The organism is Ruegeria sp. CDSC081 (genome assembly GCF_059610485.1).
The window spans coordinates 26,433-48,483 of the sequence record NZ_JBXWNS010000014.1 but is presented as its reverse complement, the minus strand read 5'-3'; the positions used below and the strand labels follow the sequence as shown (position 1 = coordinate 48,483).

General features: G+C 57.4%; 24 protein-coding genes, 1 tRNA gene and 1 riboswitch. Of the genes, 16 read left to right on the top strand and 9 right to left on the bottom strand.

The annotated features are described in order from the left end of the window. The first annotated feature begins 193 nt into the window (after positions 1 to 193). Entirely contained in the window at positions 194 to 685 is a 492-nt protein-coding gene (locus AC2FH9_RS19635; protein ID WP_496872689.1) for a hypothetical protein, read from the top strand. Positions 686 to 731: 46 nt separating this feature from the next. Here the strand turns inward: AC2FH9_RS19635 and AC2FH9_RS19630 are convergent, their stop codons facing one another. Further along, a complete protein-coding gene (locus tag AC2FH9_RS19630) occupies positions 732 to 944 on the bottom strand; it encodes a hypothetical protein (protein ID WP_496872687.1) in 213 nt (70 codons plus the stop codon). A 199-nt stretch (positions 945 to 1,143) separates the two neighbouring features. Between AC2FH9_RS19630 and AC2FH9_RS19625 the strand changes: the two genes are divergently transcribed. After that, a complete protein-coding gene (locus AC2FH9_RS19625; RefSeq protein ID WP_496872684.1) occupies positions 1,144 to 2,901 on the top strand; it encodes an HMG-box domain-containing protein in 1,758 nt (585 codons plus the stop codon). Between the two features lie 138 nt (positions 2,902 to 3,039). On the opposite strand, the gene AC2FH9_RS19620 is transcribed toward AC2FH9_RS19625, so the two are convergent. Further along, a tRNA-Lys gene (locus AC2FH9_RS19620) sits at positions 3,040 to 3,115 on the bottom strand. Positions 3,116 to 3,327: 212 nt separating this feature from the next. Here AC2FH9_RS19620 and dapF point away from each other — a divergent pair. Together dapF and mtaB are read left to right on the top strand one after the other, a co-directional pair. Further along, positions 3,328 to 4,170 (top strand): diaminopimelate epimerase, encoded by an 843-nt coding sequence (gene dapF / locus AC2FH9_RS19615; RefSeq protein ID WP_496872683.1) that lies wholly within the window; start codon positions 3,328 to 3,330, stop codon positions 4,168 to 4,170. Beyond that, the gene (gene mtaB, locus AC2FH9_RS19610; protein ID WP_496699271.1) at positions 4,167 to 5,423 is read left to right on the top strand and encodes a tRNA (N(6)-L-threonylcarbamoyladenosine(37)-C(2))-methylthiotransferase MtaB; all 1,257 of its coding nucleotides are present in this window, start codon (positions 4,167 to 4,169) and stop codon (positions 5,421 to 5,423) included. The genes dapF and mtaB overlap by 4 nt, the downstream gene beginning before the upstream one ends. 141 nt (positions 5,424 to 5,564) lie before the next feature. On the opposite strand, the gene AC2FH9_RS19605 is transcribed toward mtaB, so the two are convergent. The 3 genes from AC2FH9_RS19605 to petA are packed head-to-tail and all read right to left on the bottom strand — an operon-like array spanning position 5,565 to position 8,295. Further along, complete coding sequence (locus tag AC2FH9_RS19605) at positions 5,565 to 6,350, bottom strand: cytochrome c1 (protein ID WP_142640228.1); 786 nt, start codon at positions 6,348 to 6,350, stop codon at positions 5,565 to 5,567. 17 nt (positions 6,351 to 6,367) lie between these two features. Further along, the gene (petB, locus tag AC2FH9_RS19600) at positions 6,368 to 7,699 is read right to left on the bottom strand and encodes a cytochrome b (RefSeq protein WP_496872682.1); all 1,332 of its coding nucleotides are present in this window, start codon (positions 7,697 to 7,699) and stop codon (positions 6,368 to 6,370) included. An 11-nt stretch (positions 7,700 to 7,710) separates the two neighbouring features. Further along, positions 7,711 to 8,295: a ubiquinol-cytochrome c reductase iron-sulfur subunit gene (petA, locus tag AC2FH9_RS19595; RefSeq protein ID WP_142640296.1), complete on the bottom strand. Its 585-nt coding sequence runs from the start codon at positions 8,293 to 8,295 to the stop codon at positions 7,711 to 7,713. A gap of 485 nt (positions 8,296 to 8,780) precedes the next feature. On the opposite strand from petA, the gene AC2FH9_RS19590 reads away from it, so the two are divergent. Next, the gene (locus AC2FH9_RS19590; protein WP_496692653.1) at positions 8,781 to 9,224 is read left to right on the top strand and encodes a c-type cytochrome; all 444 of its coding nucleotides are present in this window, start codon (positions 8,781 to 8,783) and stop codon (positions 9,222 to 9,224) included. Positions 9,225 to 9,237: 13 nt separating this feature from the next. On the opposite strand, the gene AC2FH9_RS19585 is transcribed toward AC2FH9_RS19590, so the two are convergent. Continuing rightward, the gene (locus AC2FH9_RS19585) at positions 9,238 to 9,852 is read right to left on the bottom strand and encodes an FMN-binding negative transcriptional regulator (protein ID WP_496872680.1); all 615 of its coding nucleotides are present in this window, start codon (positions 9,850 to 9,852) and stop codon (positions 9,238 to 9,240) included. A gap of 54 nt (positions 9,853 to 9,906) precedes the next feature. After that, positions 9,907 to 10,052: riboswitch (FMN riboswitch) on the top strand. A gap of 128 nt (positions 10,053 to 10,180) precedes the next feature. Here AC2FH9_RS19585 and AC2FH9_RS19580 point away from each other — a divergent pair. From AC2FH9_RS19580 to cobO, 5 genes are all read left to right on the top strand, one after another. Next, positions 10,181 to 10,621, top strand: coding sequence for a 6,7-dimethyl-8-ribityllumazine synthase (locus AC2FH9_RS19580; protein WP_496694617.1), 441 nt, complete (start codon positions 10,181 to 10,183; stop codon positions 10,619 to 10,621). 94 nt (positions 10,622 to 10,715) lie between these two features. Then, on the top strand, positions 10,716 to 11,816 hold the full coding sequence (gene aroC / locus AC2FH9_RS19575) for a chorismate synthase (RefSeq protein ID WP_271951712.1): 1,101 nt from the start codon (positions 10,716 to 10,718) through the stop codon (positions 11,814 to 11,816). Next, a complete protein-coding gene (locus AC2FH9_RS19570; RefSeq protein ID WP_496872678.1) occupies positions 11,800 to 12,462 on the top strand; it encodes an HD domain-containing protein in 663 nt (220 codons plus the stop codon). The genes aroC and AC2FH9_RS19570 overlap by 17 nt, the downstream gene beginning before the upstream one ends. A gap of 54 nt (positions 12,463 to 12,516) precedes the next feature. Continuing rightward, entirely contained in the window at positions 12,517 to 13,452 is a 936-nt protein-coding gene (locus tag AC2FH9_RS19565) for a DMT family transporter (protein WP_496787160.1), read from the top strand. A gap of 56 nt (positions 13,453 to 13,508) precedes the next feature. Continuing rightward, the gene (gene cobO / locus AC2FH9_RS19560; RefSeq protein ID WP_496872677.1) at positions 13,509 to 14,108 is read left to right on the top strand and encodes a cob(I)yrinic acid a,c-diamide adenosyltransferase; all 600 of its coding nucleotides are present in this window, start codon (positions 13,509 to 13,511) and stop codon (positions 14,106 to 14,108) included. A gap of 102 nt (positions 14,109 to 14,210) precedes the next feature. Here the strand turns inward: cobO and AC2FH9_RS19555 are convergent, their stop codons facing one another. From AC2FH9_RS19555 to AC2FH9_RS19545, 3 genes are all read right to left on the bottom strand, one after another. Beyond that, positions 14,211 to 14,576: an SPW repeat domain-containing protein gene (locus AC2FH9_RS19555; protein ID WP_496872675.1), complete on the bottom strand. Its 366-nt coding sequence runs from the start codon at positions 14,574 to 14,576 to the stop codon at positions 14,211 to 14,213. 109 nt (positions 14,577 to 14,685) lie between these two features. After that, positions 14,686 to 15,636 carry an AraC family transcriptional regulator gene (locus AC2FH9_RS19550; RefSeq protein ID WP_496872673.1) on the bottom strand — a complete coding sequence of 317 codons (951 nt, stop codon included), beginning with the start codon at positions 15,634 to 15,636 and terminating at the stop codon, positions 14,686 to 14,688. Between the two features lie 125 nt (positions 15,637 to 15,761). Next, the gene (locus tag AC2FH9_RS19545) at positions 15,762 to 16,628 is read right to left on the bottom strand and encodes a branched-chain amino acid aminotransferase (protein WP_496692646.1); all 867 of its coding nucleotides are present in this window, start codon (positions 16,626 to 16,628) and stop codon (positions 15,762 to 15,764) included. 160 nt (positions 16,629 to 16,788) lie between these two features. On the opposite strand from AC2FH9_RS19545, the gene AC2FH9_RS19540 reads away from it, so the two are divergent. From AC2FH9_RS19540 to dxs, 6 genes are all read left to right on the top strand, one after another. Then, positions 16,789 to 17,301 carry a MarR family winged helix-turn-helix transcriptional regulator gene (locus tag AC2FH9_RS19540; protein WP_142640252.1) on the top strand — a complete coding sequence of 171 codons (513 nt, stop codon included), beginning with the start codon at positions 16,789 to 16,791 and terminating at the stop codon, positions 17,299 to 17,301. Next, the gene (locus AC2FH9_RS19535) at positions 17,298 to 17,999 is read left to right on the top strand and encodes a response regulator (RefSeq protein ID WP_142640254.1); all 702 of its coding nucleotides are present in this window, start codon (positions 17,298 to 17,300) and stop codon (positions 17,997 to 17,999) included. The genes AC2FH9_RS19540 and AC2FH9_RS19535 overlap by 4 nt, the downstream gene beginning before the upstream one ends. Positions 18,000 to 18,067: 68 nt before the next feature. Next, positions 18,068 to 18,994 (top strand): histone deacetylase family protein, encoded by a 927-nt coding sequence (locus AC2FH9_RS19530; RefSeq protein WP_496751094.1) that lies wholly within the window; start codon positions 18,068 to 18,070, stop codon positions 18,992 to 18,994. Then, complete coding sequence (locus tag AC2FH9_RS19525; protein ID WP_142640258.1) at positions 18,991 to 19,233, top strand: exodeoxyribonuclease VII small subunit; 243 nt, start codon at positions 18,991 to 18,993, stop codon at positions 19,231 to 19,233. The genes AC2FH9_RS19530 and AC2FH9_RS19525 overlap by 4 nt, the downstream gene beginning before the upstream one ends. Continuing rightward, entirely contained in the window at positions 19,234 to 20,100 is an 867-nt protein-coding gene (locus tag AC2FH9_RS19520) for a polyprenyl synthetase family protein (RefSeq protein ID WP_496872671.1), read from the top strand. 16 nt (positions 20,101 to 20,116) lie between these two features. Next, positions 20,117 to 22,045 (top strand): 1-deoxy-D-xylulose-5-phosphate synthase, encoded by a 1,929-nt coding sequence (gene dxs, locus AC2FH9_RS19515; protein ID WP_142640262.1) that lies wholly within the window; start codon positions 20,117 to 20,119, stop codon positions 22,043 to 22,045. The last annotated feature ends 6 nt before the right edge of the window (positions 22,046 to 22,051 follow it).

Sequence of the window (22,051 nt, the reverse complement as noted above, 5' to 3'; positions counted from 1 at the left end):
TTGAAGCCTTGCAACTGGTTTGTTCTGATTTTGCTCAGGCAGCGATTCAGGACCCAGAACTGAATCGGTTCCGCAGCGCCGTCATCGGAATAGGCGATGGCTTAGAAAGGCTGGTTGCCGACAACACCTGAATTTTAAGTACCAAAGAAGGGCGCGGCATTTCCTGCGCCCGTTTTACATTTTGAGATTTGATATGTACCAATACAGCATCAACCGGCATTGGTCGGACCAGTTCTTGCCCGAAATAAAGAGCATCATCGGTTCGCAACTCCTGCAGGCCGCGCCAGATCCACTGGACCATTTCCAAGCCACGGACCTGTTGATGCTGGACGCCAAGGACATGCGGATCGCGGCGAGGGTGCGGCGACATGGTTATGCAGCCAGATACCCGCATCAGTTCACCATTCGGGCCAAGCTGCCAACTGGCGCTGAAACAGAGTTGTCCAAGATAGTAAACGGCTACGGGGACTGGATGTTCTACGGCCATGCAGGACCGAACGGACAATCGATTGTAAACTGGTGGTTGATTGACCTGCGGGCGTTCAGGGCGGCGCTGATCCGGCACAGGACATCAGGTGCTCATTTGCACATGGGTGACAAGCGCAACCCAGACGGGACGTGCTTCAAGTGGTTTGATATCCGGTCTTTCCCTGAAGATCCACCGTTGGTGGTGGCGAAAAGCTAATCGAATCTTCAGCGTAAAAAACCACCTTACACGAAGCAATCTCTTGCTATTCGGCTGCCTCGAGTTGAATTTTCACACTCTCCTCAAGACGCTCGCGTTGCTTCTCGTTGAGTTTTTTATGGGGTTTCCCTGCAGCTTTTGCGCGCGCAGAAATATAGGCCTCGTAGGTAGATACGAGCTCTTCAAATGCCTCTTTCCACTTGCTTTCAGAGGCGTTTTTCACCCTCAAAACAAGTTCTTCGGACACGATCCGAGTCATTTTTTAGCTCCCAGCCGAAACGGTGTATGTGACAGTGAGCTATGCTCGAGTAGCCAACTGTCAAGTGCTGAATATCATGCAGAATGCGGCTTTAATAGGGCGTTGACCACCCGCGCGCGGAAACGTGCCTGAAAAGTTTTCTTGACATAATTCATCATATCTAAAAGCCTCAACGCCGAATTATAGCATAAGTAGCGTTATGACGACACATTTTATGACGGTCGGTAATGCGATTAGCCGCATTCTACCTCAAGGCACGAACCCATCAACCGTGCATGACCTTATTCACGAATTGATCGGCAACAACAACGCCGAACAAGCCCCCCATGCTCTCTGGTTGGAGCCTCCTTTATTGCCACCCGACATGTTTGCAGTGTCCGGGTTTCTTTGCAAAGTGGGAGGTGTCATCCCCTTTTTTGATCCATCACCTTTCGCTGAAGACTTGCCCGGCTGCCATTTTACACTGTCACGAAAAGTACGAAACTTGGCGGACAGTGCAGCCAAAACATGGCAGAACAACGCAGAGAGCCTACCACCGGGATCTGTAAACTCCGCTTGGCGTGAATTGATCGCGGCTTGGGACATGTCCATTTACGCAGCGACCTATGACGACCAACAACAGTCAGCACCAGACTGGTGGCGCGCTGCGATGTTCTTGGTGTTGGTTTCCGATATGGTATGCGACAGAATTCTTCGCGATCCGCTCCCAAATGTTCCTGTCAGCAAGTTCGAAAAAGGCGTTAAGCTGCTGTACAAAGGCAAGGACGAAGACGACTTCAGGCCACCCGCGACATTAGGGTTTATGGCCGACCCAATGGTTGCATGCGTGCAGCCGAAGGTACGCGTCGCTCCAGTTGGTGCAACCCTCCGTAATGCCACAAGGAGTCTTTCTCTTCTTCCTCCAAAAGGGGAAGTCAGATGCTACTGGGACCTTTCAGTTGATCTGCCGTCCAACGAGGACTACGAAACCCTAGATATCCTATTGATCCCAGCGCCTTTTCTACTGCATTCAAAGGACTTCCGTGCACACGACAATGGTAAAGTCAACAAGAAGGACCTCAGGTACTCAAAGAAGAATTGGGAGAACTTTCACTTAGACCAAAACTGGATAAAATCTGAAGAAGATAGACAGAGCTTACTGGCAAAGTGCAAGGCACTGCTTGAGCAAGCGCAGAAAGAGTCAAACTGCGTAAATGGTGTCATTTTACCTGAATATGCCCTAGATTACAATTTTTTCGAGTTGCTTTGCGATGAGTTGAAGGCGGAAGAAGAGGGTTTAGAGTTCATCATTTCGGGCAGTAGAGACAACTGCGATGGCGAGGTTGGAAACACTGTACTGACGCGTGTGTGGGTAGAGAGGAACCTGCACACTACTGTTAGCAGAAAGAAACACCACCGCTGGCGGATGGACCGCAAACAGGTTGAAACGTATGCCCTGTCAGCATCGCTAAATCCAAAGATCCAGAACTGGTGGGAAACTACCCCTCTCGGAAGGAGAGAAATATATTTTCATCGGTTTCGCGAGAAATCCGTTTTTTCGGTGTTGATATGTGAGGAGTTGGCGCGCTCGGACCCCTGCCATGAAATTCTCAGGTCGGTGGCCCCAAACTTGATTTTTGCACTTCTTCTGGATGGTCCTCAAATTAGAAACAGGTGGCCCGCTCAATACGCGTCGAATTTGGCCGATGACCCAGGCAGTTCTGTGCTCACTTTTACCTCCTATGGGCTGATTGATAGGTCCAATAAGCAAGGCCATTTCGATGCCAATCACTCAATTGCAATGTGGAAAGACGATACAGGCAAGATAGTCGAGATTCCAATGCCGCCTGGGAAGGACGCGCGCGGAGTGTTGCTATCGCTCTGGTCTGAACATGTCATAGACATGACTATAATGGGCAAGCAATCAGAAGCACGAACATGGCGTTATTCAAGCCATTTTCCAGTAACGCTGGAATAGGGGTATTGGGCATTGATTAAGCAGAGAAATCCCACCAATTGTCCCCCATATGTCCCCCCTCACAACAATGACACATCCACGTCACCCAGTTTGTGATGCGGAGAACCTTCCAAGCATTTGTTCTATTTAATAAAAAAGTGGTGAGCCGTGCAGGATTCGAACCTGCGACCCACTGATTAAAAGTCAGTTGCTCTACCAACTGAGCTAACGGCCCACTCTTTGTCTTGGATCCTTAGGATCCGTGGCGCTCTGTAAGGCATTTTCCCGACAGGGTTCAAGACCTTATTTCACACCGCGCTACGCCTGTAGTTTCTTTCGAAACGGCGTCCCGATAGGCGGCCTACTTAGGCAGGTGGCGCAGGGGGGTCAACCCCTTTTTTCACGAATCTGCGCCACAGGGTGGATTCCCATCCGCAGCAACGTTATATGCCCGCCATGCAAGGAATTCAGAACACCGGATTGCCCTTTATGAAGATGCATGGGCTGGGCAATGACTTTGTCATTGTGGATGCGCGCGCGCATGAGGTCGGGGTGACTCCAGCCTTGGCCCAAGCCATTGGGCATCGGCAATTTGGGGTCGGCTTTGATCAGCTCGCCGTCATCGAAAATGGCGCATCAGATGCCCATCTGGTGTTCTACAACGCCGATGGCTCGACCTCGGCCGCCTGTGGCAATGCCACCCGCTGTATCGCGCGGTTTCTGATGGAGGAAACCGGCAAACAGACCCTGACGCTCACCACCGAGCGGGGAACGCTGTATGCAAGCGATGCGGGGGACGGGCTGACTTCGGTTAATATGGGAATACCGCAGCTGAACTGGCACGAGATTCCATTGACCGAAGACGTGGACACCTTGGAACTGCCGATCGAAGGCGCCCCAACCGCCACCGGCATGGGAAACCCGCATTGCACCTTCTTTGTCGACAATGCCGAGGCGATTCCGCTGGCAGAGTTCGGCCCGCGGTATGAATATCATCCGCTCTATCCAGAACGGACCAATGTACAAGTGGCACAGCTGATCGGTCCGGATCATATCCGCATGCGCGTATGGGAACGGGGCGTTGGCATCACCCTGGCCTCTGGCTCTTCGTCCTGCGCAACGGCCGTTGCCGCAGCCCGGCGCGGCCTGACCGGACGCAATGTTCGGATCGAGCTGGACGGCGGCACGATTTGGATTGATTGGCGCGACGATGGCGTCTGGATGACCGGCCCTACCGCCCATGTCTTCTCGGGCCTGCTGACGCCGGAATTCCTGAGGTCGCTGGGATGAACCCGCCCAAATTCACCACGCTGGGCTGCCGCCTGAACGCCTATGAGACCGAGGCGATGAAAGAGCTGTCGCAACAGGCCGGTGTGACCGATGCAGTGGTGGTGAACACCTGCGCCGTGACCGCCGAGGCAGTGCGCAAGGCCCGGCAGGAAATCCGCAAACTGCGCCGCGAAAACCCGAATGCCCGGCTGATTGTGACCGGCTGCGCTGCGCAGACAGAACCGCAGACCTTTTCCCAGATGGAAGAGGTCGATGCCGTCATTGGCAACACTGAAAAGATGCGACCCGAAACCTGGAAAGGCATGGCGGCGGATTTCATTGGTGAAACCGAGGCCGTCCAGGTTGATGACATCATGTCGGTTACCGAAACCGCTGGCCACCTGATCGACGGGTTTGGCACTCGTTCCCGCGCCTATGTACAGGTTCAGAATGGCTGTGACCACCGCTGTACCTTCTGCATCATCCCATATGGCCGCGGTAATTCGCGCAGCGTCCCCGCGGGCGTTGTTGTGGACCAGATCAAGCGTCTGGTCGATAAGGGTTATAATGAGGTCGTTCTGACCGGCGTTGACCTGACCTCATGGGGGGCTGACCTGCCTGCCCAGCCAAAGCTGGGTGATCTCGTTATGCGCATCCTTAAACTGGTGCCTGATTTGCCGCGCCTGCGGATCAGCTCGATCGATTCGATCGAGGTCGATGAAAACCTGATGCAGGCCATTGCCACAGAACCCCGCCTGATGCCTCACTTGCATCTGTCGCTGCAGCATGGCGATGATCTGATCCTGAAGCGGATGAAACGCCGCCATTTGCGTGACGATGCGATCCGCTTTACCCAAGAGGCCCGCGAGCTGCGCCCTGAGATGACCTTTGGCGCTGACATCATCGCCGGTTTCCCGACCGAGACCGAGGCCCATTTCGAAAACTCGCTAAGGCTGGTTGCCGATTGCGATCTGACATGGCTGCATGTCTTCCCCTATTCCAAACGCGAAGGCACACCCGCTGCCCGCATTCCGCAGCAGGTCAACGGCAATGTCATCAAAACCCGCGCCGCCCGTCTGCGTGCCGCTGGCGAGGTGCAGATTGCCAAGCACCTGACCGCGCAGGTTGGCAAGATACATCACATCCTGATGGAAAACCCGCATATGGGCCGGACCGAGCAGTTCACCGAAGTTACGTTCCAAACCCCTCAATCCGAAGGGCAGATCGTGACCGCGACGATCACCGGCTGCTCGGATACGCAGCTCAGCGCCTGATCCGCCTCTTCATCTGGCCGAAAATACCTCGGGGATGAATTGGCCGCAGGCCAAGAAGGGGCTGGCCCCTTCCACCCCAAAGCAACAAAAAAACCCCCGCTGCCAGTGGCGCGGGGGTTTCTAACTTTTCTGAAAAAGCGCTTAGTGTTTCTTCTTGCCTTTAACACCTGCCCACAGACGCTTGTTGACCAGGTACAGCAGGACCGACAGAAGCGTCAGGAAGACAACACCGACAAAGCCCGAATACTTACGCTCCATCATCTTCGGTTCAGCCGTCCACATCAGGAAGGCTGCAACGTCTTCCGACATATGCTCGACGTCATTTGCGTGGCCATCGGCAAACTCGACCTGCTCATCCGAAAGCGGGGGCGCCATCGAAATCCAACCACCGGGGAAGGCGGTGTTTTCGTACAGAACCGTTCCCGCTTCTTCCTTTTCGTGGCCGGTATAACCATCCAGCAACGAGGCGATGTATTCCGGGCCGCCCATGCCGTTGACCAGCTGGTTGATCCCCAGACCGTAAGGGCCGTGGAAACCGGCACGCGCCTTGGCCATCAGGCTAAGGTCGGGTGCGCCAACGCCATCATTGGCGGGGAAATGGTCAACGGGTTTAGCCGGGCGGAAATCGTCCAGCTCGGGGTCGAACACTTCAAAGTTGCCCGCCGCATAGGCGGTGACTTCGTCTTCCGAATAGCCCAGCGCTTCGAGGTCACGCAGAGGCACATAGCGCAGGCCGTGACAGGCCGCGCAAACCTCGGTGTAAATCTGCAGGCCGCGCTGCAACTGGTGTTGATCCCAGGTTCCGAACGGGCCTTCGAATGAGAATTGGAAGTCCTCGATATGCTGTTCGCCTCCGCCTGCCGCGTTAGACGCGACAGGAGCGAGTGCGATAGCAAACGCGGCACCGATTGCAAGTTTCTTGAACATGTTTCCGGTCCCTCTTCTTACTCGGCCGGCGTGGCATCGGCGTCAGCCTTGCCATAATGCGCGTTGAAGTCTTCTTCGATGGTTTCCGGCTGTGCATCGGGTTTTTCGATGACACCCAGAACCGGCAGGATCACGAAGAAATAGCCGAACCAGTAGGCCGATGCGATTAACGAGAAGGTCGCATAGGGCTCTTCTGCGGGCATCGCACCCAGCCACATCAGGGCAAAGAAGTCGACGATCAGCAGGTAGAACCACCATTTGAACATCGGCCGGTATTTACCCGAACGTACGGTCGACGTGTCCAGCCACGGCGCCAGAGCCATAGCCAGGATCGCACCAAACATCGCCAGAACACCAAAGAACTTGGCGTCAATGATGCCGCCGGTGATGAAGCTGGCGAATTGAACAATCCAGACCTCGCCGGTAAAGGCACGCAGGATCGCGTAGAACGGCAAGAAGTACCATTCGGGCACGATATGTGCCGGTGTTACCAGCGGGTTGGCTTCGATGTAGTTATCCGGGTGGCCCAGATAGTTCGGCATGAAACCAACAATCGCCCAGAACACAACCAGGATGACCGCCAGTGCGAACAGGTCCTTGATCACGAAGTAAGGCCAGAAGGGCAGCGTGTCTTTCTCAGCCTCGGCTTTCGAACCGCGGCGAACCTCAACACCTGTCGGGTTGTTGTTGCCGGTGGTGTGGAAAGCCCAGACATGCACGATGACCAGCGCCGCAATTACAAAGGGCAGCAGGTAGTGCAGCGAGAAGAAGCGGTTCAGCGTGGCGTTGTCCACAGCCGGTCCGCCCAGCAGCCAAGTCTGGATCGCGTCGCCCACAAACGGGATCGCACCAAACAGGCCGGTGATCACGGTCGCACCCCAGAAGGACATCTGACCCCAGGGCAGAACATAGCCCATAAAGGCAGTGCCCATCATACAGAGATAGATCAGCATCCCAATGATCCACGTAACCTCGCGCGGGGCTTTGTACGAGCCATAGAACAGGCCGCGGAAGATGTGGATGTATACCGCGACAAAGAACAGCGATGCGCCGTTCATGTGCAGATATCGCAGCATATAGCCGCCATTCACGTTGCGCATGATGTGCTCGATGCTAGCAAAGGCCAGATCAACATGCGGAGTGTAGTGCATCACCAGAACGATACCGGTGACAATTTGCAGGACCAGGCAAAACGCCAGGACGATGCCCCAGATCCACCACCAGTTCAGGTTCTTGGGGGTTGGGATCATCAGGGTGTCATAGATCAGGCCGACGATGGGCAGGCGGCTGTTCAGCCACTTCTCGCCACTTGTCTTCGGCTCATAGTGATCGTGGGGAATTCCGGACATCTGGGTCTCCCTTAGCCGAGTTTGATGGTGCTGGCGTCCGTCCACTCAGCGGGCGGAACGGGCAGGTTTTCAGGTGCAGGACCTTTGCGGATACGGCCAGCCATATCGTAATGCGAACCGTGGCAGGGGCAGAACCAGCCGCCAAAGTCACCAGCATCGCCCAGCGGGACACAACCGAGATGAGTACAGACGCCCATCTGGACGATCCAGGCACCTGCGGCTTCGCCTTCCGGCGACGGCATCACGCGGTTTGCATCCGTGGCCGGTGCATCAGCATTCAGATTGAAGTTACGGGCCAGCGGGTCAGGCAGGGCATCCACGCCATCGGCGTCCTGCTTCTGCGCTTCGTCGATTTCGACACCGGTGCGGTGACGGATGAACACGGGTTTGCCCAACCATTTGACGGTCAGCTGGGTTCCGGGCTCGACACCGCTCACATCCACGCGGATCGAGGACAGGGCCTGAACGTCTGCCGAGGGGTTCATTTGGTTGATCAGGGGCCATACGGCTGCACCCGTCGCAACGACACCTGCGCCGCCAGCGACGTAGTAGAGGAAATCTCTGCGGGTGCCTTCGTGGTCTTCTGCGTGGGACACGAGGTTTTCTCCGATTCCGGCGCCCGGCAATACCGGGCAAACATGCATCAGCACCGCATCAAAGCGGCGTCTCATCGCGGCTATCTATCCGGGAGAAATCGGTTCGTCCAGCGGTCATAGGCGCGCACTACGCCGCATCTTGGCATTCATGTCACAACGAAAGGCGTTTTTTTCAAGGGATGGGCCGGATTACCCGTGAAGGTTTGCCCTGCCGCGCGGGTGGTTCACGGAGTGATTCGGATGGCAACCAGGCAACGAAAACACCCTCACAACACAGAACCGAAGACTGTTGATCGGCGAAAATCTGCAAAATTCTGACCTGATTTTGCCACGCAAAAATCCACTTCGATTGAATCTACCTTGGTAAAAATAATGAGTTAAAAATAGATATTTTTCAACACACTAGACGAGTCTCAATTCGATTGCACATTTGGCTGGAATGTCCCAAGGGCCTGTAACAGGACCAACCTTAACGGGATTTTTCCATGCCAAAGCTTTTTACAGCCACTCTGACCTTCGCCCTGACTCTTTCATCGCAATCCTTCGCCGCCGGCGATCCGGCAAAGGGGGAAAGCCTCTACAATCGGTGCTCTTCGTGCCATGCAATTATCAAAGATGGAAAAGTTCTGGTCAAAGGCGGCATCACCGGGCCGAATCTCTATGGGGTCGTAGGTCGGGTGGCCGGAACAGAAACCGATTACCTGAACGGAAGCGAACGCCTACCAATCGGGATGTACACCGATGACATGATCCGTGCAGGCCAGGAAGGGCTGGTCTGGACACAGGAAAACATCGTCGAATATTCGCAGGACCCGATTGTTTTCCTGAGGGACTATCTGGATGACGAAACCGCCCGTCCGAACATGAGCGTCAAACTGAAAAAAGGGGCTGAGGATGTCGCCGCTTATCTGGCGACCTTCAGCAACTGACCAGCCCGTCCGCTCACCTAGACCGCATGAGCGCGGCGAGGTGAGTGGTCTCGCTTCCGAACCCGTCTACCGCCACATGATCTGCGGCGGCTAGACGGACATCGTCCGGCTTGTTCTGGTTCAGCTTCCAGGTGCCCTGAATGTCATCTACCTGCAATTTGCAGGGCACAATCATGCGCATCATCTTGTCCAGAGCCTCCGCGCTCATCTTGCTGGCGCTCCAGGGTGGCTTGGGGTTCAACCGGCGCTCATAAAAATCCGACTGACGATCGAGTAAATCGCGCAACGCGTCCTGCGGAAGAAGCGAAAGCGTTCCGGTCAGGTGCACCGCCACATAGTTCCAAGTGGGCACCTGATCCTCAATCCCGTACCAGTCGGGCGAGATATATCCGTCAGGCCCCGATACAGCGATTCGAACCGTGCGCGGTTCATTCAATGCCCGGACGATCGGATTGGACCGCACCAGATGCAGCGAGGCTTCTGCGCCATCTTCTGACAACAGAAACGGCACATGGCTAAGCAAAGGCTCCTGGTCCGCTGACAAAGCCAAAACACCAAATGCGCGCTCGCGCGCAAAAGCAATATGACTGTCACGATCCTCGGCGCGGAAGGCGGGATTGGGGTGCATGGCGGTCCTCCTGCAAAAGCTCTTGCAGAACCGCGCACCTATTGGCAAGGTGCGCCTCGTTCTCAGGGCGGGGCGGAATTCCCCACCGGCGGTATGCGGGCGATGACCCGTAAGCCCGCGAGCGGCCCCTTTTCGGGGTGTCAGCAGATCTGGTGAGAGGCCAGAGCCGACGGTTACAGTCCGGATGAAAGAGAACGTGCAGTGTGCCGGTAACCCCGCGCGCCTGCTCGTGATCGCCTTGGGTGACGTGTCATGTCGTGCTGGCAGCGAAAAGTGGGAACCGGTTTTCGCAACCGCCAGCAGACCACCAAACCGGAAGGAGATCTTGATGACACACACCCGCTATGCGTTTGTTAAGGCCAGCTGGCATGCCGATATTGTCGACCGTGCACTCGACGGGTTTCTGGAATTGATACCCGCCGATCAAGTGGACGTGTTCGACGTTCCAGGTGCATTCGAAATGCCCCTGCTGGCCCGCGATCTTGCCCAGACTGGGCGCTATGCAGCTGTGACCTGCGCGGCCTTTGTGGTGGATGGCGGCATCTACCGGCATGATTTCGTGGCGCAAGCTGTGGTCGACGGGTTGATGCGCGCAGGTCTGGATACCGGTGTTCCGGTTCTGTCTGTTTCGCTGACGCCGCACCAGTATCAAGAGACGGACCACCACAATGCCATCTACCGCGCGCATTTCGTGGATAAGGGGCGCGAGGCGGCACAGGCGGCGTTGAAAATCACCGCCATGCGGACGCAGCTGTCCTCGGCGGCCTGACCGGAAAGGGTTGGGGTGCTGCGCCCCAACCGCAAATCCGCTTGAGGCTACGGGCCTTGCCCGCTAATCACGATGCTCAGAAGGAGCACGCCTTATGTCGATGAACAGCTTTGGCCATCTTTTCCGCGTCACCACCTGGGGTGAAAGCCACGGGCCCGCCTTGGGTGCCACTGTTGATGGCTGCCCGCCGGGGGTGACCATCGACGCAGAGGTGATCCAGCACTGGCTGGACAAGCGTAAACCAGGACAGAATAAATACACCACCCAGCGGCGCGAGCCCGATCAGGTGAAAATCCTGTCCGGCGTGTTCGAAGGGCAGACGACCGGAACTCCGGTCCAGCTGATGATCGAGAACACCGATCAGCGGTCAAAAGACTATGGCGATATCATGGAAAAATTCCGCCCGGGCCATGCTGATATCACCTATTGGCAAAAATACGGTATCCGCGATTATCGTGGTGGTGGCCGCAGTTCGGCGCGCGAAACCGCCTCGCGCGTTGCCGCCGGGGGCTTGGCCCGCGAAGCCATCAAGCAGATCGCGCCGAATGTCCAGATCACCGGGTACATGACCCAGATCGGCCCGCATAAGATCGACCGCACGAATTTCGATTGGTCACAGATTGAACAGAACCCATTCTGGACGCCCGATGCGACAGCCGCCGAAGATTGGGCCGCCTATTTAGACGGGTTACGCAAGTCCGGCAATTCGGTCGGAGCAGTGGTTGAGGTCGTTGCGCGTGGTGTCCCTGCCGGGATTGGTGCGCCAGTTTATGCCAAGTTAGACACTGATCTGGCCGCAGCGATGATGTCGATCAACGCAGTCAAAGGTGTTGAGATCGGCGAAGGCATGGCCGCCGCTGAACTGACCGGCGAGGCCAATGCCGATGAAATCTTCATGGGGCAGAACGGCCCGCAATACAGCTCGAACCACGCAGGCGGCATACTGGGCGGGATTTCGACCGGGCAGGATATAGTCGTACGCTTTGCGGTCAAACCGACCTCGTCGATTCTGACCACGCGCAAAACGATCACCAAGTCCGGAGAAGAGACCGAGATCATCACCAAAGGCCGCCATGACCCTTGTGTCGGCATCCGTGCGGTTCCGGTTGGCGAAGCGATGATGGCTTGCGTAATCCTTGACCACCTGCTGTTGCACCGGGGTCAGATCGGCGAGAACCGTGGCCATATCGGCTGAGCTGCGCACCCGGCTGCGCGGCATCGTCGCACAGCGCATGAAAACAGATCCTGCCCATGATCTGGCGCATCTTGATCGCGTTTGGATCAATGTACAGGCCATCGCGGACACGCAAGCAGATATTCGGGTTCTGCTTGCGGCAAGCTATCTTCATGACCTGGTCAACTTGCCCAAAGATGACCCCGACCGCCACTTGGCCTCACGCCGGTCTGCTACTGAGTCAGAGCCTATTCTGGAGGAATTGACGTTTTCACGACCCGAGATCGACGCCATCCAGCACGCCATTGCTGCACACAGTTTCTCGGCCGGGATACCGCCAGAAACACCCGAGGCCCGCTTCCTACGCGATGCAGATCGGCTTGATGCACTGGGGGCCATCGGCATTGCGCGCACCTTCGTAGTGGCTGGCGCATTGGGGCGCGACTTGTATGACGCCGAGGATGCCTTTGCCCGCGCCCGTGATCTGAACGATCAGCAATTCTCGATTGACCACTGGAAGGTCAAACTGTTGAGCCTGCCGGCAGACATGCTGACGCCCAACGGGCGCGAATTGGCACAGGCGCGTGTGGCACGGATGATCCGGTTTCTTGAGGCGTTCAGCGAAGAGATCGGCCAACCCCTGCCCGACACGTGGAAATCTGCCTGATTGGTACAATCCAATCGTTGATCTTTCGCAGTCAAAGGCTCAGGTTCCCGGCCAATGGCACAATCCCTGACTTCCCATCGACCCATGCTTGCCGTGGGCCTGAAACTGGCCGCGTTGGTTCTGTTCACCTCAATGTCTGCACTGGTCAAAGCACTGTCCGAGGACTTCCCCCCCGGTGAACTGGTGTTCTTCCGGTCGCTCTTCGCCATTCCGGTCATCATCGTCTGGTTAATCTGGCGCGGAGAGCTGGCCAAAGGCTTTGTCGTCAAAAAGCCGATGGGTCATTTCTGGCGTGGCGTTCTGGGCACCAGTGCCATGGGTCTGACCTTTACCGGCCTCAGCCTGTTGCCACTGCCCGAAGTCACCGCGATTGGCTATGCCACCCCGATCTTCACCCTGATTCTGGCCGCGCTGATTCTGGGTGAGCGCATTCGCATGATCCGCATCGGCGCCGTCGCGCTGGGATTGCTGGGCGTGCTGATTATGGTTTGGCCCAGGCTGGGCACCACCCAGATGGAGATGGCAGCCACGATCGGCGCGCTTTGCGTGCTGGCGGCCACACTCGCCCGTGCCTTTGTTCAGATCCATATCCGGCAGCTGGTCAAGGTGGATCACCCGGCCGCGATCGTGTTCTATTTCTCGATGACCGCTACTCTGCTTTCAGCTCTGACCGCGTTTTGGGGTTGGACCATGCCGACACTTAATCAGGCTCTAATCATGATCATAATGGGGTTGATCGGCGGTGTTGCACAGATTCTAGTCACCTCGTCCTATCGCTTTGGTCAGGCCTCAATGCTGGCGCCTTATGACTATACCACCATGCTGTTTGCCATATTCATCGGCTATATCTGGTTTGATGAGCTGCCGACGCTTGCGATCCTGTTGGGTGCAGCGTTGGTGATTGCGGGCAATGTGGTCGTGATCTGGCGCGAACACCAGCTGGGACTGGAACGCGGCAAGGCCCGGTCCCTGACCGATCACAAAGCGTGACTTTACCTTTTTCAATCTTGCCCTAGTTTGGGCCCAACAATCACAGAGGTGCCCGAATGAGCGACGCGCAGGATCACAAAGAAAAGATGCAGCAGGTGCAGGCCAAGCACCGCAAAAAAGTGTCCGAGGCCGTCGACCCGGGCCGTGGTCTGGTGCTGATCAATACCGGCAAGGGCAAGGGCAAATCCTCGGCCGCGTTTGGTGTCGTGATCCGAGCGCTGGGATGGGGTCAGAAAGTTGCCGTCGTACAGTTCATCAAGGGCAAGTGGAAAACCGGTGAGCGGCGGTTCTTTGAAGAGCGCGACTTGGTCACCTGGCACACGATGGGCGAAGGCTTTACCTGGGACACTCAGGACCGCGAACGCGATATCGCTGCTGCCAACGCCGCTTTTGACAAGGCCCGGGCACTGATGGAAAGCGGTGAGTATGATCTGGTCGTGCTGGACGAGATCAATATTGCCCTGCGGTATGAATATCTGACGGTGGATCAGGTGATTGGCGGATTGAAGGCGCGGTCCGACAAGACCAGCGTGTTCCTGACCGGCCGCGACGCCCCGGAGGCGCTGCGTGACTATGCTGATCTGGTCACTGAGATGACCGAAGAAAAGCACCCGTTTCAGGCCGGAATCAAAGCCCAGCGCGGCGTAGATTTCTGAGCGCTTTATCAAGGTCACCGCGATAAGCCGCCCGTTGTTTGAACGGGCGGCTTTTTTCCGAGTGGGAAGCAAAGGTTTCGAGGCGTCAGGGCATGTGCCCGTTCAAGCAAACGCCTCTTTCTCTGGCGCGCTGAGCGAGATGACCGCCACCACCGCCGCGCCGTTCAGCCAGTAGAATATCGCATCCAGACCCTGGAACCCAAACAGGCTGGGTGCCGCCAGAAACACCACCCCGACCAGCAGATCGACGCCCAGATGGACGCGATAAGGCAATACCCTCCAAATCCCCAGATGATGATCGGTCAATACGGTCAGGACAAAGGCTGCAATGCCGGTCACAACCGACAGCCACAGGGCCATCGGATTGGACTGACCCAACCCCAGAACAAACGGCAGCGCCATCAGGGCGATGGCAACCGGGTAATCGAGGTAGGCATGAATATTGCGGGTAACGAAACGGAGAGACATTGCATTTTCCTTTCCTTGTTTGAGATGATCTCAAACTAGGACAAGTAGGTCGAACGTTTAATTCTGGATCGTCCATGAAACCTTGCAGATCGTTCAGAATGATGGAGGATCAATGCATGGCTCGATAAGCCGCCGGTGACAGACCGATCTGTTTCTTGAACACGCGGGAAAACGCGGCCTCAGAGGCATACCCCACCTCGGCCGCCGCATCGGAAACGTTCCAGCGGCTTTCGACCAATCCCTGACAGGCAATCTGCATCCGCCAATCGGTGAGGTATTGCATGGGCGTGGCCCCCATCTTTTCAGCAAAGAGCTGGGCAAAGGCCGTGCGGGACATAGCGGCCTCTCGGGCCAGGGTCTCAACGCTCCATTCTTCCGCTGGTGCGCGGTGAAACGCGGTCAGCGCGCGTGAAATTCGCGGATCTGCAAATCCTGCCAGGGCCGAGTCACTTGGGCTTTGATGTTCAAGATAAGCACGGATGGCCTGCGCGAACAGCACTTCGGACAGTTTCAACGCGATCAGGTCGCCACCGATACGCGCGCCGCTGACCTCGGATCCAATCATGCGCAGGGTGGACTCGAACCAGGCCCCAGCCTCTTCACCGTAATTCTCGATCAGGATGTAAGGAGGCAACCGATCCAGCAACATATGCCCGGTACCTTGTCGACCCGGAGGGCCGGTGAACGAGAAGTGGCCGCAGATCAGTTGCGTGTCACGACCTTTGTCCTCTCCGCCATAGATCAAAACCCCATCCCCCGTGTAACCCGCATCTTCCAGCACCTGCTCCAGAGGCAAAGCGTCCAACGGCTTGACTTCGTTGCACAGCAACGCATGGGCCGTACCATGGGGAATCAGGATCAGATCACCCTGCTTCAAACGCAGAGTTTCCCCTGTATTAGAGACGAAAACATGAAGCTCACCCCGTTGAACAAAATGAAACCGGGCGACGTTTTCAAAGGCTGGAACCTGAATTCCGAACGGAGGCGTAAAAGAAGTGCGGAAGTAAAACGTCCCGCGCAAGGACAGACGGGTGAGGATATCGCTGAGAAGGTCTAACATTACCGTAACCTACACCCCGCCACGCGTTCGTCCAGTTACCTGTACGATCTGCAATGAATTGCGAATGAACGGCAAAGAAAAACCCCCGCGAAATCGCGGGGGCTCTATCTGTCTCAAATCTGCGATCAGGCGCGGACCAGCGCCTCATAATCTGCGGCGATTTCGCGGGTGAGGTCACCGACCTCGAACGTATAGTCGCCGATCTGGCCCACAGGCGTGACCTCGGCCGCAGTACCGGTCAGCCAGCATTGTTCAAAATCGGCCATCTCTTCGGGTTTGATGCGGCGCTCATGCACCGTGATGCCTTTATCTTTTAGCATCTGGATCACTGTCTGGCGGGTGATCCCGTTCAAAAAGCAATCGGCCAACGGGGTATGAACTTCGCCGTCCTTCACAAAGAAGACGTTCGCCCCGGTCGCCTCGGCAACATAACCGCGCCAGTCCATGAACAGCGCATCCGAGCAGCCCTTGGCCTCGGCCTTATGCTTGGAAATGGTGCATATCATGTACAGCCCGGCCGCCTTGGCATGGACCGGGATGGTTTCAGGGCTGGGCCGCTTCCATTCCGCGATATCCAGCTTGGCGCCCTGCATCTTGGCGTCGCCATAATAGGCACCCCAGGGCCAGACCGCTACGGCCATGCGGACCGGGTTCTTGGCCGAGGCCACGCCCATATCCTCACCCGAACCACGCCAGACCAGCGCACGGACATAGGCGTCCTGCAAGCCACTTGCCTTCAGCGCGTCTTCCTTTGCCGCTTCGATCTGGTCGATCGTATAGGGCATCGGCATGTCCAGCGCCTCGGCCGAGGCGACCAGCCGTTCAGAATGCTCCCGACTTTTGAAAATTTTGCCGTTATAGGCCCGCTCGCCCTCAAAGACCGAAGACGCATAGTGCATCGCATGGCTCAGAATGTGGACATTCGCCTCGCGCCAGGGCACAAGTTCTCCATCCATCCAGATGACACCGTCACGATCATCATACCCCGCCATGCGAAACCTCCCTGCCTGGGTTGAATATTCCGATTATTGCGCAATATAGGTCCGAAGTGGACATAAAGTTGCGCAAAAACTGCGATTCGATACCTGTCCGCTCTTGGAATGTCAACAACGCTGACATAAACTCGGACCTGTGTAACGAATGAGGCAGAATATGTCAGATACCCGCCCCGCCCAGGCCTTTGGCGGAGAAAGCCTGTTGTTTCTTACGGATGAACAGCTGCGGCAGGGGATCGAGGCGATGTTTTTCGCCTATCGCGGGTTCACGGCGGACCCGGATCGCATTCTGACACAGCTGGCCTATGGGCGGGCACACCACCGTGCTATCCACTTTATAAATCGCGCACCGGGGACGACCGTCAATAACCTGCTTGCTATTCTTGGGGTGACGAAACAGTCTCTGAACCGGGTCCTTCGGACATTGATTGACGATGGGTTGGTCGAAAGCAGGGTCGGTACAGTGGACAAGCGCGAACGGCACCTGTTTCTGACCGAAGCCGGGAGGGCGCTTGAAACCAGGCTGTCCGAGGCCCAGCGCGTGCGGATGCGCGCGGCCTATAAGGACGCAGGCCCAGAAGCGGTGTCTGGGTTTCGCAAAGTGCTTGAAGCAATGATGGATGCTGATATGCGTCATGCCTATACCAAATTGCGGGATACGACCTCATGAGTGATATGGACGCCCATCTGTTGATCGTTGACGATGACGAGCGTATTCGCGATCTGCTCAAGAAATTCCTGATGCGAAACGGGTTTCTGGTGACCGCGGCGCGGGATGCGGCCCATGCACGTCGGGTGCTGTCGGGGCTGGATTTCGACATGATCGTTCTGGATGTGATGATGCCCGGCGAAGATGGTGTCAGCCTGACCAGAGCCCTGCGCGAGACCCACACCACCCCGATCCTGTTGCTGACGGCGCGGGGAGAAACCGAACACCGTATCGCCGGGCTTGAGGCGGGGGCCGATGATTATCTGGCCAAACCGTTCGAGCCCAAAGAGCTTTTGTTGCGGATCAATGCGATCCTGCGCCGGATGCCGGAAACCCCGGCACAGGATGCCGCAACCAAGATTCTGCATCTCGGCCCGATCCGCTATGATGTTGAGCGCGGTGAGATGTGGCGGGGCGAAGAAACGGTCCGCCTAACCGCAACGGAAAGCCAGCTGATGAAGATCTTCTCGGCCCAACCCGGCGCCCCTATCAGTCGCGCCAAGCTGGTCGAGGATCTGGGCCGTGATAAGGGTCAGGCGCAGGAGCGTGCCGTGGATGTGCAGATCACACGGCTGAGACGCAAGATCGAGCAAGACCCGAAACAACCCCGGTACCTGCAGACCGTGCGCGGGGCCGGGTACATGCTGGCACCGGATTGATTGAGCCGCTGCGTGGCGGTTCTTTGCCTTCGGCGAAGGTATTTTGACCAGATGAACAGGGGATTGTGATGAAAACTGCCCTTTTGACCCATGCGGATTGTCTTGGGCACGTGACACCCGAGGGGCATCCGGAACAAGTCGCGCGACTGGAACATATCCTTCATGCGCTGGATAGGCTGGACCTGGATCGTGTGACCGCGCCGCTTGCAGCCGATGATGACCTGCTGCGTATTCACCCCGAAAGCCATATTCGCGACATCCGCAAAAGTCGCCCGACAGAGGGATTCCGGCAAGTGGACGGCGATACATTCATGTCGCCGGGATCTGTAGATGCGGCCTATAGGGCTGCAGGGGCTGTGGTAAAAGCCGTGGATTTAGTGCTGGGCGGAGAAGCCCCAAATGCGTTCTGTGCCATTCGCCCTCCCGGCCATCACGCCGAGAATGAAACCGCCATGGGGTTCTGCCTGTTCGGCAACGCCGCATTGGGGGTGAAACACGCGTTGGATCATCACGGTCTGTGCCGCGTCGCTGTGGTGGATTTCGATGTACACCATGGCAATGGCACGCAGGATTTGCTGTGGGATGAGCCGCGCGCGTTGGTGATCACCAGCCAACAGATGCCCTTGTGGCCGGGATCAGGCCGCGCCGACGAGACCGGCGCCTTTGACAACGTCCTGAATATTCCACTGTCCCCCGGAACCGGCGGCGCCAAGATGCGCGCCGCCTATGAAACATTGGCTTTCCCGCGACTGCGCGCCTTCAAACCCGAGCTGATCATAATCTCTGCCGGGTTTGACGCCCATCAGGATGATCCGCTGGCCAATCTGAACTGGGCCACCGAAGATTTCGCCTGGATCACTGCCGAATTGTGCAAGATTGCCGATGAGCATTGCGCGGGACGTATCGTCTCGACTTTGGAAGGCGGGTATGATCTGAAAGCCTTGGCCGAGGCCACACGTGCCCATGTGGAAGAGTTGATGAAGGCAGCCCGATGACAGATACACCCGTTGACCAGATGACATTCGAACAGGCGATGAAAGAGCTTGAGGCCGTTGTCGGCCAGCTGGAGCGTGGCGATGTGGCGCTGGACCAGTCCATCGCCTTGTATGAACGGGGTGCAGCGCTGAAGAAACGCTGCGAGGATGAACTGAAGCGGGCCGAGGAAAAAGTGGCCGCGATCACCTTGGACGCCGATGGTCAACCGACCGGGACGACGGTTGTCGAAGGTCAGTAAATGTTTCGCGAAAGACTGGCGCAGGATGCAACGCTGATTCAGGACCATTTTGATCTGGTTCTGGGCGCGCTGGACGATCTGGATGTGACACAGGCGATGGCCTATGCCACGCAAGGCGGCAAAGGTCTGCGCGGGTTTTTGGTGCTGGAAAGCGCGCGGCTGCATGATGTGGATACAGCGCGTGCGATCTGGCCTGCCATGGGGATCGAGGCGTTGCACGCCTATTCTCTGGTGCATGATGACCTGCCCTGCATGGATGACGACGATTTGCGTCGCGGGCGCCCGACAGTTCATGTGAAATGGGATGAGGGCATCGCGGTTCTGGCAGGCGACGCGTTGCAGACGCTGGCATTCGAACTTTGCACCCGTCCCGAAATTGGCCCCGCCGAAATTCGCGCGGAATTGGCCTTGTCTCTGGCGCAGGCAAGCGGAGCGCAGGGCATGGTGCTGGGCCAGGCGCTGGATATCGCGGCGGAATCGGCAGGCTCTCCGCTGACGCTGGAAGAAATCACCCATTTGCAGGCAGGAAAAACCGGAGCGCTGATCGAGTGGTCTGCATGCGCCGGCGCGCGTCTGGCCCAAGCTGATCTTGCGCCCTTGCGCCAATATGCCCAATCCCTTGGTCTTGCTTTTCAAATCGCAGATGACATCTTGGATATAGAGGGTAACGCCGAAATTGCGGGCAAGCGCCTTCAGAAGGATGCCGAGGCGGGAAAGGCCACGTTTGTGTCTCTGCTGGGCCTCGACGCCGCCAGAACCCGTGCCGCGGAGCTGGTGGAACAGGGCTGCGCCGCGTTGGAAGGCTATGGCGCGTCGGCTGAAACCTTGAAGGACGCCGCCCGCTTCGTTATTGCCCGGGACAGCTAAGCCAGGAACGCGCCATATGTCTGACCGCCCGAACACTCCTCTGCTGGATCTTGTGAACCGCCCGGCCGACCTGCGGCAGTTTTCGGACGCGCAGCTGCATCAGGTGGCGCAGGAATTACGGGCCGAGACGATCTCGGCCGTATCGGTCACCGGCGGGCATCTGGGTGCGGGTCTGGGCGTGGTGGAACTGACCACCGCGCTGCATGCGGTATTCGATACGCCGCGTGACAAAATCATCTGGGATGTCGGGCACCAGTGCTATCCGCATAAAATCCTGACCGGGCGGCGCGACCGGATCCGTACCCTGCGCCAACCCGGTGGGTTGAGCGGGTTCACCAAGCGCAGCGAAAGCCCCTACGACCCGTTTGGCGCGGCGCATTCCAGCACCTCGATCAGTGCGGCCCTTGGCTTTGCCGTGGCGCGCGATCTGGGTGGCGTGACGCCCGAAGGTCTGGGCGATGCGATTGCGGTGATCGGCGATGGATCTATGTCGGCGGGCATGGCCTTTGAGGCGATGAACAACGCAGGCCACCTGAAAAAGCGCCTGATCGTTATCCTCAACGACAATGAAATGAGCATCGCACCGCCGGTTGGCGCCCTGTCCAGTTATCTGTCGCGCATTTATGCCGAAGAACCGTTCCACGATCTGAAGGCCGCCGCCAAGGGCGCAGTGTCCTTGTTGCCGGAACCGTTCCGCGAAGGCGCCAAACGCGCCAAGGAAATGCTCAAGGGCATGGCCGTAGGGGGTACTTTATTCGAAGAACTGGGCTTTTCCTATCTCGGCCCGATTGACGGACACGACATGGATCAGCTGTTGCCGGTGCTGCGCACGGTCAAGGCACGGGCAACCGGCCCGATCCTGATCCATGTGTTGACCAAAAAGGGCAAAGGCTATGCCCCAGCCGAGCAGGCCCGCGACAAGGGTCACGCGACCGCGAAATTCGATGTTGTGACGGGTGAGCAAAAGAAGGCACCGTCAAACGCGCCCTCTTATACGTCGGTCTTCGGCAAGACCCTGGTGGAAGAAGCCGCGCGGGACGACAAGATCGTCGCCGTCACCGCCGCCATGCCCGATGGAACCGGGTTGAACCTGTTTGCCGAACGCTACCCGTCACGTTGTTTCGATGTAGCGATTGCGGAACAGCATGGTGTGACGTTCTCGGCGGCTTTGGCTGCGGGCGGGATGAAGCCGTTCTGCACCATGTATTCGACCTTCCTGCAGCGCGGCTATGATCAGGTCGTGCATGATGTGGCCATTCAGCGCCTGCCCGTGCGATTTGCCATCGACCGCGCTGGTCTGGTGGGCGCTGATGGGGCGACCCATGCCGGATCGTTTGACATTGCCTATCTGGCCAACCTGCCGGGCATGGTCGTGATGGCCGCCGCAGACGAGGCCGAGCTGATGCATATGGTGGCCACCGCCGTCGCCCACGACGAAGGCCCGATCGCCTTCCGCTATCCCCGCGGTGAAGGCGTGGGCGTGGACCTGCCCGAGCGTGGTGAAGTGCTTAAAATCGGCAAAGGCCGGATAATTCAGAAGGGCGCGCGCGTGGCATTGCTGTCTTTCGGTACGCGCTTGGCCGAAGTACAAAAAGCCGCCGAGGCCCTATCCGCACGCGGCATCACCCCCACCATCGCCGATGCACGTTTCGCCAAACCGCTGGACCGCGACCTGATCCTGAATCTGGCCTCCGATCATGAGGCGCTGATCACCATCGAAGAGGGTGCGATTGGCGGTTTCGGCAGCCATGTGGCGCAGCTACTGGCCGATGAGGGTGTGTTTGATCAGGGCCTTAAATACCGCTCGATGGTGTTTCCGGATATCTTCATTGATCAGGCAAACCCGGCGGATATGTATGCGGTTGCCGGTATGAATGCCGAACAGATCGAGGCCAAGGTCCTGTCTGTTCTGGGTGTGGCCACGATTGGTGAAAAACGCGCCTGAGGGACC

Coding starts and splice junctions, on each gene's coding strand:
- AC2FH9_RS19635 (WP_496872689.1), top strand. CDS start 194: ATGTACCAATACAGCATCAACCGGCATTGGTCGGACCAGTTCTTGCCC.
- AC2FH9_RS19630 (WP_496872687.1), bottom strand. CDS start 944: ATGACTCGGATCGTGTCCGAAGAACTTGTTTTGAGGGTGAAAAACGCC.
- AC2FH9_RS19625 (WP_496872684.1), top strand. CDS start 1,144: ATGACGACACATTTTATGACGGTCGGTAATGCGATTAGCCGCATTCTA.
- dapF (WP_496872683.1), top strand. CDS start 3,328: ATGCCCGCCATGCAAGGAATTCAGAACACCGGATTGCCCTTTATGAAG.
- mtaB (WP_496699271.1), top strand. CDS start 4,167: ATGAACCCGCCCAAATTCACCACGCTGGGCTGCCGCCTGAACGCCTAT.
- AC2FH9_RS19605 (WP_142640228.1), bottom strand. CDS start 6,350: ATGTTCAAGAAACTTGCAATCGGTGCCGCGTTTGCTATCGCACTCGCT.
- petB (WP_496872682.1), bottom strand. CDS start 7,699: ATGTCCGGAATTCCCCACGATCACTATGAGCCGAAGACAAGTGGCGAG.
- AC2FH9_RS19590 (WP_496692653.1), top strand. CDS start 8,781: ATGCCAAAGCTTTTTACAGCCACTCTGACCTTCGCCCTGACTCTTTCA.
- AC2FH9_RS19585 (WP_496872680.1), bottom strand. CDS start 9,852: ATGCACCCCAATCCCGCCTTCCGCGCCGAGGATCGTGACAGTCATATT.
- AC2FH9_RS19580 (WP_496694617.1), top strand. CDS start 10,181: ATGACACACACCCGCTATGCGTTTGTTAAGGCCAGCTGGCATGCCGAT.
- aroC (WP_271951712.1), top strand. CDS start 10,716: ATGTCGATGAACAGCTTTGGCCATCTTTTCCGCGTCACCACCTGGGGT.
- AC2FH9_RS19565 (WP_496787160.1), top strand. CDS start 12,517: ATGGCACAATCCCTGACTTCCCATCGACCCATGCTTGCCGTGGGCCTG.
- cobO (WP_496872677.1), top strand. CDS start 13,509: ATGAGCGACGCGCAGGATCACAAAGAAAAGATGCAGCAGGTGCAGGCC.
- AC2FH9_RS19555 (WP_496872675.1), bottom strand. CDS start 14,576: ATGTCTCTCCGTTTCGTTACCCGCAATATTCATGCCTACCTCGATTAC.
- AC2FH9_RS19550 (WP_496872673.1), bottom strand. CDS start 15,636: ATGTTAGACCTTCTCAGCGATATCCTCACCCGTCTGTCCTTGCGCGGG.
- AC2FH9_RS19545 (WP_496692646.1), bottom strand. CDS start 16,628: ATGGCGGGGTATGATGATCGTGACGGTGTCATCTGGATGGATGGAGAA.
- AC2FH9_RS19540 (WP_142640252.1), top strand. CDS start 16,789: ATGTCAGATACCCGCCCCGCCCAGGCCTTTGGCGGAGAAAGCCTGTTG.
- AC2FH9_RS19535 (WP_142640254.1), top strand. CDS start 17,298: ATGAGTGATATGGACGCCCATCTGTTGATCGTTGACGATGACGAGCGT.
- AC2FH9_RS19530 (WP_496751094.1), top strand. CDS start 18,068: ATGAAAACTGCCCTTTTGACCCATGCGGATTGTCTTGGGCACGTGACA.
- AC2FH9_RS19525 (WP_142640258.1), top strand. CDS start 18,991: ATGACAGATACACCCGTTGACCAGATGACATTCGAACAGGCGATGAAA.
- AC2FH9_RS19520 (WP_496872671.1), top strand. CDS start 19,234: ATGTTTCGCGAAAGACTGGCGCAGGATGCAACGCTGATTCAGGACCAT.
- dxs (WP_142640262.1), top strand. CDS start 20,117: ATGTCTGACCGCCCGAACACTCCTCTGCTGGATCTTGTGAACCGCCCG.